The 12009-nt window shown below is 67.5% G+C and carries 11 protein-coding genes; 5 read left to right on the forward strand and 6 right to left on the reverse strand.

Annotated features, from left to right (window positions below):
* The first annotated feature begins 417 nt into the window (after nt 1-417).
* Nucleotides 418-1983, forward strand: coding sequence for a sulfotransferase (locus SLW52_RS04590; protein ID WP_320739300.1), 1566 nt, complete (start codon nt 418-420; stop codon nt 1981-1983).
* Nucleotides 1984-2157: 174 nt separating this feature from the next.
* Here the strand turns inward: SLW52_RS04590 and SLW52_RS04595 are convergent, their stop codons facing one another.
* Both SLW52_RS04595 and SLW52_RS04600 read right to left on the reverse strand, forming a co-directional pair.
* Nucleotides 2158-2547, reverse strand: a complete 390-nt coding sequence (locus SLW52_RS04595; protein ID WP_267102917.1) for a cupin domain-containing protein — start codon at nt 2545-2547, stop codon at nt 2158-2160.
* A gap of 287 nt (nt 2548-2834) precedes the next feature.
* Nucleotides 2835-5594: a TonB-dependent receptor gene (locus SLW52_RS04600; RefSeq protein WP_320739720.1), complete on the reverse strand. Its 2760-nt coding sequence runs from the start codon at nt 5592-5594 to the stop codon at nt 2835-2837.
* Nucleotides 5595-6361: 767 nt separating this feature from the next.
* Here SLW52_RS04600 and apbC point away from each other — a divergent pair.
* The 3 genes from apbC to SLW52_RS04615 all read left to right on the forward strand — a co-directional run bounded on the left by apbC (nt 6362) and on the right by SLW52_RS04615 (nt 8484).
* The gene (apbC, locus tag SLW52_RS04605) at nt 6362-7213 is read left to right on the forward strand and encodes an iron-sulfur cluster carrier protein ApbC (RefSeq protein WP_320739299.1); all 852 of its coding nucleotides are present in this window, start codon (nt 6362-6364) and stop codon (nt 7211-7213) included.
* A 130-nt stretch (nt 7214-7343) separates the two neighbouring features.
* A complete protein-coding gene (gene dcd / locus SLW52_RS04610; protein ID WP_010340509.1) occupies nt 7344-7916 on the forward strand; it encodes a dCTP deaminase in 573 nt (190 codons plus the stop codon).
* 40 nt (nt 7917-7956) lie between these two features.
* On the forward strand, nt 7957-8484 hold the full coding sequence (locus tag SLW52_RS04615) for an RDD family protein (protein WP_152236095.1): 528 nt from the start codon (nt 7957-7959) through the stop codon (nt 8482-8484).
* Nucleotides 8485-8563: 79 nt separating this feature from the next.
* Here SLW52_RS04615 and SLW52_RS04620 read toward each other — a convergent pair whose 3' ends face one another.
* The 3 genes from SLW52_RS04620 to SLW52_RS04630 are packed head-to-tail and all read right to left on the reverse strand — an operon-like array spanning nt 8564 to nt 9838.
* Complete coding sequence (locus SLW52_RS04620) at nt 8564-8731, reverse strand: DUF5668 domain-containing protein (RefSeq protein WP_003467495.1); 168 nt, start codon at nt 8729-8731, stop codon at nt 8564-8566.
* A 28-nt stretch (nt 8732-8759) separates the two neighbouring features.
* The gene (locus SLW52_RS04625; RefSeq protein WP_320739298.1) at nt 8760-9167 is read right to left on the reverse strand and encodes an HIT family protein; all 408 of its coding nucleotides are present in this window, start codon (nt 9165-9167) and stop codon (nt 8760-8762) included.
* 8 nt (nt 9168-9175) lie between these two features.
* On the reverse strand, nt 9176-9838 hold the full coding sequence (locus tag SLW52_RS04630; RefSeq protein ID WP_152236093.1) for a dienelactone hydrolase family protein: 663 nt from the start codon (nt 9836-9838) through the stop codon (nt 9176-9178).
* Between the two features lie 155 nt (nt 9839-9993).
* Here SLW52_RS04630 and rimO point away from each other — a divergent pair, with 155 nt between their 5' ends.
* On the forward strand, nt 9994-11382 hold the full coding sequence (rimO, locus tag SLW52_RS04635) for a 30S ribosomal protein S12 methylthiotransferase RimO (protein ID WP_152236092.1): 1389 nt from the start codon (nt 9994-9996) through the stop codon (nt 11380-11382).
* A 42-nt stretch (nt 11383-11424) separates the two neighbouring features.
* Here rimO and greB read toward each other — a convergent pair whose 3' ends face one another.
* Nucleotides 11425-11931, reverse strand: coding sequence for a transcription elongation factor GreB (gene greB, locus SLW52_RS04640; RefSeq protein WP_017911327.1), 507 nt, complete (start codon nt 11929-11931; stop codon nt 11425-11427).
* Between the last annotated feature and the right edge of the window lie 78 nt (nt 11932-12009).

A 12009-nucleotide genomic window follows, 5' to 3' on the forward strand; every position in this document is an offset into this window, starting at 1 on the left:
GACTGACATTGACAAATTTCCCCTAGATGCTTGTGCAGTACCCGGGTCCCTTCCTGGACAGGTACGTGTAGAGAGTGTGAGGTCCGTTTCACGTTTCTTGACCGTAGCATGAACAAATCGGAAAAGTAACGAAAAATTTGCGTTACATGACATGTTTTTGAAGTGGGCTTGCTGTAAAGGCGGTCGCCGCGGCAGGCGCACCTGGACGCCACGTGATGCAAGCCCTTGTCGCCGCGGCGTTTGCGCCAGGGCGAGCCCGTTTCGCTCCGCGCTCGCCCTGCGGCCGGGGTGTGCGGCGGCGGCTGGCGGCAGACACCGCGCATGCGCGCGAATGCTGCGCTGCGGTCATAATCGGAGACCGCCGCGCCCGCCTGCGTGCCGCCGCGGCCAGCCTTCCAGGGGAGATCGGGCGCATCCATGAGCGAACAGGTTCAGCTCTACAACCAGGCCATCGCCGCGCTCAACCGCAGCGACTGGCCGCACGCGCTGCGGATCGCACAGCATCTGCTGAAGGCATTGCCGCAGCATCCGGGCGTGCATTTCGTCGCCGGTGTGGCGGCGCTGGAGTTGCAGCAGATGCAGGTCGCTGCGGTGCATCTGCATCAGGCCGCGACCCTCAATCCCGAGCGCGCCGACTACGCGGCGCAACTGGCGCGGGTGCTGGCGATGGGGCGGTTCCTGCAGGATGCGCACCGTTTCGCCGATCAGGCGATGGCGCTGCAGCCCACCGATGCGCATACCCTGGACACGCTGGGCGTGGTCTACAGCCAGGTCAACGAACATGCTGCCTCGCTGCAGGCGTTCACGCGTGCGGTGCAGGCGGCGCCGCAGCAGGCCAGCTTCCGCTACAACCTGGGCACCTCGCTGCTGTTCTCCGGACGGCTGCAGGAGGCCGAGGCCGAATACCGCGCCTGCCTGGCGCTGGAGCCGCGCTACTGGAAGGTGTATCTGTCGCTGTCGCAACTGCGCAAGTGGACGCCGGAGGAGAACAACCTGGCGTTGCTCGAGGCCGCGCTGGCGTCGGCCGGCGACGACCCGGACGCGGTGCTGCACCTGAACCTGGCGCTGGCCAAGGAGCACGAGGATCTGGGCGACTACCGCGCGGCGTTCCGCGGTTATGTGCAGGGCAAGTCGGTGCACAAGCGTGCGCGCGGCTACACCTCCGAGCGCGATGCGCGCCTGTTCGAGGCCCTGCATCGGAGCTTCCGCGCCGATGATGCGCCGGTGGCGGGCTTCGAGAGCGAGGAGCCGATCTTCGTGATCGGCATGCCGCGCAGCGGCACCACCCTGGTGGACCGGATCCTGTCCAGCCATCCGCAGGTGCACTCGGCGGGCGAACTGCAGAACTTCTCGGTGGTGCTCAAGCGCCTGACCGGCACGCCGTCGCCGGAGATCCTCGACGAAACCACGCTGAGCCAGGTGCAGGGGCTGGACTGGCGCGCGCTCGGCCGCGGCTATGTCGAGTCCACGCGCCCCGGCACCGCGCTGAAGCCGCGCTTCGTGGACAAGCTGCCGCACAACTTCCTCTACGCCGGCCACATCGCGCGCGCCTTGCCGAAGGCGAAGATCGTGTGCCTGCGGCGCGACCCGATGGATACCTGCCTGAGCAACTTCCGCCAGTTGTTCGCGCTGTCCTCGCCGTACTACGACTATTCCTTCGACCTGATGGACGTCGGCCGCTACTTCCTGATGTTCGACCGGCTGATGGCGCACTGGAACGCGGTGCTGCCGCAGCGCATCCTGCAGGTCGATTACGAGGACCTGGTGACTGCGCAGGAGCCGACCACGCGCCGCCTGCTGGAGTTCTGCGGCCTGCCGTGGGACGACGCCTGCCTGCATTTCGAGCAGAACCAGGCGCCGGTGGCGACCGCCAGCGTGGTGCAGGTACGCACGTCGATGACGCGTTCCTACATGGGACGCTGGCAGCGCTACGGCGAGGATCTGCAGGAACTGAAGGCGCTGTTGTCGGCGTTCTATCCGTAACCACTGGGCCGGCCACGCGGCCGGTCTCTACCGCTCCGTGATCGGTCGCTGTGGTATCCGGCGCGCACGCTGGCGCGTGGCGCGGGCGTGGTGCGGAGCGGTGAGCGCTGCGCACTTCTTCCGTGGCGCTCCTGTGTGCCGCGGCATTGCCGCACTGCGCGTGGCTGGCCTCGCCTAGTCCAGATCGGTCTGGATCCAGGTCGGCGAATGATGGATGTCCAGCGTCTGCAGACGGCCAGGGCCCAGGTTCTCGAACCGGTGCGGCACGCCGGCGGGACCGAAGACCACGTCTCCGGCCGCCGCCTCGAGCGTGCTGTCGCCGACGAAGAACCGCGCGCGTCCGACCAGGACCACGAAGGTTTCGTCGTACGGATGGACGTGGCGCGGCGGGCCGTCGCCGATCGCATCGGTGCCGTAGGTCAGGACGGTGACCGCACCACCCAGGGCTGCGCCGGCGACGCCGCCGTGCCACGGCGGCGGCGTGTCCGCATCGAACAGCCGTGCCTGGGTTGCCGGCCGCCCGTCCGCGGCGAAGGTGGCGGGATCGAAGTCGCGACGCGCCATGTCGGGTATCTCCACTGGATGCATTGCGGCATCGGATACGACGACGAGGAGGGGGCGTCTCGGCGGCGACGGATGCGTTGGGCGCGATTACAGCATGGGCTGACGGCGCCAACGGCCACGGCGGCGGAACGCTGTCGTGCGCAAATCATGTGTGCTTGACCAATCTCGCCGACGCGCAGCGCGGGCAGACGCCTGCAATGGATGGAATGACCGGGCAGGCCGCGAATGCGAGGCCAAAAAAAAAGCCCACCCTTGCGGGTGGGCTCTGTGAGGACCTGCGTGTCGGCTTACTTGCCGAACGAGTAACGCATTTCCAGGTAGTACGCACGGCCGTACACATCGAAGTTGTAAACGTTGTACGCCGCCTGCGCACTGCCCAGGTAAGTCGGATCGAGCGGCGGCATCTTGTTGAATACGTTGGTTACCATCAGCGATAGCTCCATGCCATCGAACGCCTTGTAGGTGACGCTGGCGTTGTGGGTAATGTGCGAAGGCAGCTTGCCTGCGCCATCAGCACCATACCCCTTGATGCTGACCGTCGGGGCATAGTTTGGAGTCTTGTCGAACCAGTTCGCATACCAGGTGGTCGAGAACTTGCCGATGTCCCAGGTCAGCGACGCATCGGCCTTGCGCTTCGGATCGGTGCTCCAGTACGGATCGTTCAGCAGGTCCACCGGCGTATCGCCCGCGTAGCGCACGTACTTGTGGCGCAGGTTCTCGCTGTAGCTGGCGATGGTGCTCAGGTCGCCCCAGCGGCCGAAGTCGTAGCCATAGCGGAACGAGGCGGTGACCGCTTCCAGCTTCTGGTTGGAGACGTTGATTTTCGGCGTGTAGATGTTGGTGATCTGGCCGGCCGCATTGCGTGTCACCTGCGACGCTGTCTGCTTGCACAGTGCAGAGTTGGCGTCGTCGATGCCGGCGCGGCAACGGTAATCCTGCAGGCTCAGGCCATCGGCGCTCTGCTGGGTGACCTCATCGCTGATGTCCCAGTTGAGGTAGTCGACGGTCAGCGCCATGCGATCCACCGGCGACCACACGAAGCCTGCGCTCCACACGTCGGCGTTGATCGGCTTCAGGTCCAGGCTGCCGGACTGGGTGCCGCGGAACTGACGGCTGGAGTAAGCCTGCGGGCAGTTGTCGGTGTTGCCCGGCAGATAACCGCGCTGCGCGCACTGGTAGTAGTCGACGACGCTGTTGTAGTAGCCGCTCTGGCCCTGGTACAGGTCGGACAGGGTCGGCGCACGGAACGCGGTGCCGTACTTGCCGCGCAGCAGCAGGGTTTCGAAGGGGCGGTACTCCAGCGAGATGCTGTAGGTCGGCTTGTCGATGGTGCGGCCGCTGGCCTTGTATGCGTCGTAGCGACCGGACAGGGTGATGGTCAGCGGGTCGAACACCGGCATGCGCAGTTCCGAGGTCAGCGCGTAGCGGTCGCGTTGGCCGCCGCCGGCCACCGAGGTCAGGCCCCAGACTTCGCCGTTGAGGATCACCGGATCCGGCGCGTAATCCCACTTCTGCTTGCCGTATTCGCCGACCACGGCCAGGCCCGCGTCGCCGCCGGGCAGGCTGAACAGCTTGGCGTTGGTGGCCTGCACGCGGAACATGCCGTCGGAAGTCTTGCTCTTGTTGGTGGCCTGGCCGGTGAAGCTGGCGAAGTCCGCCTGGCTGATCGGCGAGTAGAACGCCGCGTAGTTCGGCGAATACACAGGGTAGGCGCCGTACAGCGGATCCAGGCCGAGCTGCGGGCCCAGCACGCGGTTCACGAAGAACTGGTCGATCGCGTTCTTGTAGCGGACCAGCTGGCGCTCCTCCAGCTTGTACTGGGTGTAGGTGACGCCGGCATCGTAGTCCCAGTTCGATTGACCGAGCGTGCCCTGGGCGCCGAAGGTCACACGTACCGATTCGCTCTTGTCGCGGCTCATCGTGTCCTTGATGCCGTTGATGCCCATTTCTTCCGGCGCGAACGAGCGTTGCAGGTTCAGCAGGTCGCCCACCTTGGGATCGTAGTAGTAACCGAAGTCGGCAGAGGTGCCCCACCAGATGTAGTTGGAGCCGGCGTTGTACTTGACCTCCTCGTGGCTGTAGAGCACGTCGCCGTACAGCTGCACGTTATCGTTCAGGTCATGGGTGCCGTGGATGTAGGCCTGCAGCGACTTGGTGCCGCTGTCCAGGGTGCGGTAGCCCGGGGTGTACTTGGAGCCGCAGTAGTACTCGTCGCCGAAACCGCGGCGCTGCTGCTTGGCGATGGTGCCGCCGAACAGGCCGGAGACGTTGTTGCAGTTGTTCGGATCGAGGAACTTGTAGCTGGTGAATGGGCTGTAGACCAGGAAATCTCGGCTCGCCAACTGTGGAGTGGTACCGTGGGTATTGAACTGCTTGGTCTGGCTGCGCTGATAGGCCCAGATCGGATCCTTCTCTTCGTACTGCACGCCGCCCAGCACGCTGGTGCGGCCGTCGGCCGAGGTCCAGCCGTCGGCGAAGGTGGTGCGGAAGTTGCTGCCGCCGCCCTCGGAGAAGCCGCCGCCGCGGATGCTGAACACCGCGCCGTCCATCTTCTTCTTCAGGATGACGTTGATCACGCCGGCGATCGCATCGGAGCCGTACAGCGACGACTGGCCGCCCGGCAGGATTTCGATGCGGTCGACCAGGTCGATCGGAATGCCGCTGATGTTGTTGAACGTGTCGCTGCCGTTGTACAGCGCCGGGTAGTTCGACATCGGACGGCCGTCGATCAGGTACTTCACGTAGCCCGGCGGCAGGCCGAACAGGCTCACCGTCTTCGCGCCCTGGGTGAAGGTGCCCGAGCTCTGCCCGCCCTGCACGCCGCCGGTGGCGAACGAGCTCTTCTGCAGCACGTCGGCGACGGTGCTGAAGCCGCGCGCCTTGATTTCTTCGGCGTTGATCGTGGTGACCGGGGTGGCGGTCTCGATCTCGGTCTGCGGGATCAGCGAGCCGGTGACGGTGATCTTGTCGAGATTCGTCGCTTTATCGGTCTTGTCGTCGGTCGTGGCGTCCTGCGCGAAGGCGGCGAACGCGGCCGGGACAAGCATGGCGGAGGCCAGCGCGGCACTCAGGTGGCTGTGCTTGAAACTACGAGTATGACGGACAGTCATCTTTCTCTTCCCCGAAAATCAATCGATAAGGCGAGGGGCCTCGTGCCGCGACGTGTGCCTTGAAAGTGGGATTGCATCCTGCAATCAACCCAAACGTAACACGGACTTAACGCGGTTTGTACATGGGTGTCACTTTTTTCGTCTACCAACAAAAACTGCGGTGATCAGGCGGGAAATGTCGGCGAACGTCGGGCCGCGGCACCGGCGTAGACAAATTTCGCGTTGCTTTGCACCATTGCGGGGCATTCGTTGTATAGGTTGCTGAACGGATGTGGGGCGTGGCGGGCCGTGCCCCTGAAGGCCTGTGACGACTGGGCGATCCCGATACCGCCAGCAGCGCGGCCCGGCTGCCGACGCACCATTTCGGTGAGCGCGACTCGCCATCGTGGGGCGTGCAAGTGCGGGTGATCGCCGCATCGGCATGGCGCGCCGCGATCCCGGCGTCTGCGCGGGCCGGTGCCGAGGCGCGCGATGGCGGAGCTGAAAGGTCGGTCGCAGGCCGTGCCACGCGGCATTTGCGCAAAATCCGCCAGCGCTCGCGCCGCCCGCGGCGCGGGACCGTGCGTCGGTGCACTTGTATAGTCATGTGTCTGTGCGGCCCGCGCCGCTGCCGCTGCCCGCGGCGCCGTGTGCGGTCCATGGTTTCCTTTCCGTCGCGCGCATGCCTGGCCTGCGTCGCCGACGCTTTCTTGTTGAGTTTTCCGATGACCGATCGCCCGCGTCTCCCCGCCCACGCCGTCCAGCCCAAGCTCGCCCCGCACCCGCGCATCCGCAACGTCGTCGCCGTCGGCTCCGGCAAGGGCGGGGTGGGCAAGTCCACCACTGCCGTGAACCTGGCCCTGGCCCTGCAGCGCCAGGGCGCGCGCGTCGGCGTGCTGGATGCCGACGTCTACGGCCCCAGCGTGCCGGCCATGCTCGGCCTGAGCGGGCGCCCGGACAGCCCGGACGACAAGAGCATCGAGCCGATGCGCGCCTTCGGCATCGAGGCGATGTCGATCGGGCTGCTGGTGGACCAGGACACGCCGATGATCTGGCGCGGTCCGATGGCGACCTCGGCGCTCACACAACTGTTCGCCGATACCCTGTGGGACGACCTGGACTACCTGCTGATCGACCTGCCGCCCGGCACCGGCGACATCCAGCTGACCCTGGCGCAGAAGATCCCGGTGGCCGGCGCGGTGATCGTCACCACCCCGCAGGACATCGCCACGCTGGACGCGAAGAAGGCGCTGAAGATGTTCGAGAAGGTCGAAGTGCCGGTGCTGGGCATCGTCGAGAACATGGCGGTGCACACCTGCAGCCAGTGCGGCCATGTCGAGCACCTGTTCGGCGAGGGCGGCGGCCAGCGCATGGCGCAGCAGTACGGTGTGCCGCTGCTGGGATCGCTGCCGCTGGCGATCGCGATCCGCGAGCAGGGCGACGCCGGCACCCCGGTGGTGGCCGCGGCACCGGACTCGCCCGCGGCGCAGGCCTACCTGGCCACCGCGCAGCGGCTGACCGAGGAGCTGCGCAAGCGTCCGCGCGCGGCCATCCCGATCTCCGCGGCCTTGCGCTGAGCGGCGCGCGGCGCCTGCCGCGAACGCCCCGCGACCGGCTAGAATCGCCGGTCATTGCGGCCGGCCCCATCGGTCGGCCGCGCTCCCGGCGCGCAGGCTGCGGCCGCCGCCACCGGCATCAGGAACCCCCATGAGCATCAAGAGCGACCGCTGGATCCGCCGCATGTCCGAACAGCACGGCATGATCGCGCCCTACGAGCCGGGCCAGGTCAAGCAGGTCGACGGCCAGCGCATCGTCAGCTACGGCACCTCTAGCTACGGCTACGACGTGCGCTGCTCGCGCGAGTTCAAGGTGTTCACCAACATCAACTCGACCATCGTCGACCCCAAGCACTTCGACCCCAAGAGCTTCGTCGACATCGAGGCCGACGAGTGCATCATCCCGCCCAACAGCTTCGCGCTGGCGCGTACGGTGGAATTCTTCCGCATCCCGCGCGACACCCTGGTGGTATGCCTGGGCAAGAGCACCTATGCGCGCTGCGGCATCATCGTCAACGTGACCCCGCTGGAGCCGGAGTGGGAAGGCCACGTGACCCTGGAGTTCAGCAATACCACGCCGTTGCCGGCGCGCATCTACGCCAACGAAGGCGTGGCGCAGATGTTGTTCTTCCAGTCCGATGCCGACGACGTCTGCGAGACCAGCTACAAGGACCGCGGCGGCAAGTACCAGGGCCAGACCGGCGTGACCCTGCCCAAGACCTGATCTCCCACTCCCTTCTTTCCGACAGCACAAGGAGCGCGCAATGAACGACCCCAATCCCTACCAGGCCCCCGACGCGGCGTTGCCGCCCGCGCTGCCGGGCATCGCCGACGGTGAGACCCTGGCCGGACGCGGCGAGCGCCTCGGCGCGGCGCTGATCGACGGCGTGATCTCGCTGGCGACGTTCCTGCCGGTGGCGGCGCTGACCGGCTATTTCGGCAAGGTCATGGAGGCCGCGCGCAGCGGCGTGCAGGTGCCGTTCCTGACCACGCTCGGCTACGGCGTGCTGGGCATGGTGATCTTCCTGCTGGTGCAGGGCTACCCGCTGGCCAAGAGCGGCCAGACCTGGGGCAAGAAGCTGCTGTGGATCCGCATCGCCGACCTGGACGGCGGGCAGCCGCCGTTCTGGCGCCTGATCGCGCTGCGCTATCTGCCGACCCAGGCGATCTCGCTGTTGCCGATCGTGGGCGGCATCTACGCCCTGGTGGACGCGCTGTTCATCTTCCGCCAGGACAAGCGCTGCCTGCACGACCTGATCGCCGGCACCCGCGTGGTCAACGTCCGCCGCTGAGTCAGCGGCCGCGACGCAGTAGCGGGGTGGGGATCGCCCAGGCGAATCCCCACTCCCAAATCCCCAATCCCGGCTGCACCTACTTGCCGCGGCCGAACAGCATGCCGACGCCGACCGCGACCAGGATCGCCGGCCACCAGGTGGCGATCAGCCGGCCCAGGCTCAGGTTGGTCCAGCCCAGGTTGTTGGCCAGGAACACCAGGCCGATCACGATCAGCACGATGGCGGCGATCACATTGGATTTCATGGAGGCGCGGCTTCCGCAAAAAGGGCGCCTATCGTAGCCGCTGGCGCCACGCCGCAACACGCGCCTGCAGTTCCTCGGGCGGCAGCCGCTGCGCCGCGCCGCTGCCCCACACCGGGCCGGGCCACGCCGCATCGTCCGGGTGCCGCCCCAGCACGTGCACGTGCAGTTGCCGCACCACGTTGCCCAGCGCGCCGATGTTGAGCTTGTGCACGCCCGGTTCGTGCCGCAGGAGTTGCGAGAGCTGGTTGATCTCGGCCAGCAGCAGACGCTGCTGCCCACCGTCCAGGTCGATCCATTCGCTGGCCTCGGCCACCCGCGGCACCAGCAGCAGCCACGGGAAGCGCGCGTCGTCCATCAGCCGCACCTGCGACAGCGGCCCGTCGGCGACGAACGCGCTGTCGGCCTGCAGCCGCGAGTCGAGGACGAAGTCGGCCACGCCGCGGCTCAGCCCAGGTGCTCGGCGAGGAACGCCAGGCTGCGTTCGCGGGCGAGCTCGGCGCTGTCGGCGTCGTAGTGGTTCGGGTCCACGTGGCGGTCGAAGCCGTGGCCGGCCGGGTACACGAAGGTCTGCATCTGCGGCAGCTTTTCGCGGTGCTGCTGGATCGACTCGGCCGGGATGCTGCCGTCCTGCGCGCCGAAGTGGAACAGCACCGGCGCCTTCGGCGTTTCGTCGAGGAACTGGGTGTTGCGGCCGCCGTAGTAGCTCACCGAGGGCAGGCCCAGGCGCAGCGCCGACAGCAGCGCGACGCTGCCGCCCCAGCAGTAGCCCAGGGTGCCGACCTTGCCGGCCGGCGCCAGCGCCTGCGCGGCCGCCTGCACGATGTCCAGCGCGCGGTCGAAGCCGAGCGCACCGACCAGTTCCAAGCCCTTGCGCACGCCGTCCTGGTCGTAGGCCAGCTGCGCATCCTTCTCGACCGGATCGAACAGTGCCGGCGCCAGCACCTCGTAGCCGTGCGCCGCGTAGCGGTCGGCGACCTCGCGGATGTAGTCGGTCACCCCGAAGATCTCCTGGATGACGACCAGGCCGCCGCGCGGCGTGCCCTCGGGCAGGGCATGCCAGGCGGAGACCTGGCCGTGAGCGGTGTCGAGGGTGGTCCAGTGGCCCATGGCGGCATTCCTGTGGCGTGGGGGAAGCGGCGGATTATCCATGGCCCAGGCTAAGCCGGGGTGAGCGGGCGCACACCGGCCGGGCCGCGTCGGCGGCCACGGCCCGGTATACTTTGCGCGCCGTTTTTCTCCCAGGCCCCCGGACCCCGGCCCCAATGTCTCTCGCGACCCCCAAAGTCGGCTTCGTCAGCCTCGGCTGCCCGAAGGCCCTTGTCGATTCCGAACGCATCCTCACCCAGCTGCGCGTGGAGGGCTATGCGATCGTGCCCAGCTACGACGCCGCCGACGTGGTGGTGGTCAACACTTGCGGTTTCATCGATTCGGCGGTGGCCGAGTCGATGGAGGCGATCGGCGAGGCCATGGCCGAGAACGGCAAGGTCATCGTCACCGGCTGCCTGGGCAAGCGCTCGGAGCAGATCCGCGCGGCCTATCCGGACGTCCTGGCGGTGTCCGGCCCGCAGGACTACCAGAGCGTGATGGAAGCGGTGCATGCGGCGCTGCCGCCGCGCCACGATCCGTTCGTGGACCTGCTGCCGCGCGCGCGGGGCGCCGAGGACGACATCGGCGTCAAGCTGACCCCGCGCCACTACGCCTATCTGAAGATCTCCGAAGGCTGCAATCACCGCTGCAGCTTCTGCATCATTCCGTCGATGCGCGGCGACCTGGTGTCGCGCCCGGTCGACGAGGTGCTGCGCGAGGCCGAACGCCTGGTCAAGGGTGGGGTGCGCGAGTTGCTGGTGGTGTCGCAGGACACCTCGGCCTATGGCGTGGACCTGAAGTATGCCGAGCGCGAGTGGCGTGGCCGCGCCTACCAGACGCGGATGAAGGCGCTGTGCGAGGGTCTGTCGGAACTGGGCGCGTGGGCGCGCCTGCACTACGTATATCCGTATCCGCACGTGGACGACGTGATCCCGCTGATGGCTGAGGGCAAGTTGCTGCCGTACCTGGACATCCCGTTCCAGCACGCCAGCCCGCGCATCCTCAAGTTGATGAAGCGGCCGGGCGCGGTGGAGCGCACCCTGGAGCGCGTGCAGCGCTGGCGTGCGCTGTGTCCGGAGATCACCCTGCGTTCGACCTTCATCGTCGGCTTCCCCGGCGAGACCGACGCCGAGTTCGAGCAGTTGCTGGAGTTCCTGGACGAAGCGCAGCTGGACCGCGTCGGTGCCTTCGCCTATTCGCCGGTGGAAGGCGCCAGCGCCAATGCGCTGCCGGATCCGGTGCCGGAGGAACTCAAGCAGGAGCGGCTGGCGCGCTTCATGGAGCGGCAGGCGGCGATTTCCGCCGCGCGCCTGGAAGCCAAGATCGGCACGGTGCAGGAGTGCCTGGTCGACCTGCTGGAGGACGGCATCGCGGTGGCGCGCTCCAAGGCCGATGCGCCGGAGATCGATGGCCTGGTGCATATCCAGAACGGCGGCGAGCTTGGGCTGAAGCCGGGCGATCTGGTGCAGGTGGAGATCACCGACAGCGACGAGCACGACTTGTTCGGCGATGCCCTGCCGGCGCAGGCGTCGTCGGCAACGCCGCTGGATCTGCGGGTGCTCTGACGCTGCAGGCGGCGGCATGCGTGGCGCCACGGCGCCGCGCGCTCACGGCGCGGCGTAGTCCACCGCCACCACCACGAAGCTGTGGCGGCCGCCGGGCAGCTGTGCTTCCACTTCGTCGTCGACGCGCTTCTTCAGCAGCGCACGCGCCAGCGGCGAATCGATGCTGATCCAGCCGCGCGCCGCGTCGGTCTCGTCCGGGCCGACGATGCGGTAGCGGCGCAGTTCGCCGCTGTCGGCATCCTCCAGTTCGATGTGCGCGCCGAAGAACACCGCCTGCGGGTCGGACGGCGCCTCGGCGACCACGCGCAGCGCTTCCAGGCGCTTGCTCAGGTAGCGCACGCGGCGGTCGATCTCGCCCAGTTGCTTCTTGCGGTAGGTGTACTCGGCGTTCTCCGAGCGATCGCCCTCGGCCGCGGCCGCGGCCAGCGCCTTGACCACCTCGGGCCGGCGCACCCGCCACAGTTCCTCCAGCTCGGCCTTGAGCCGGGCATGGCCTTCCGGGGTGATCAGGGCGGTGCTTTTTTCGGCAGGGGGACGCCAGCGGCTCATCGGTGCGACTGCGGTGGAACGGGGTGGCGATGCTAGCGCGTGCCTGCGGCTTGCGCACCCGCGGACGATGGCCGAAGC

Source organism: Xanthomonas sp. LF02-5, assembly GCF_034105325.1.
Taxonomy (GTDB): Bacteria; Pseudomonadota; Gammaproteobacteria; order Xanthomonadales; family Xanthomonadaceae; genus Xanthomonas_A; species Xanthomonas_A sontii.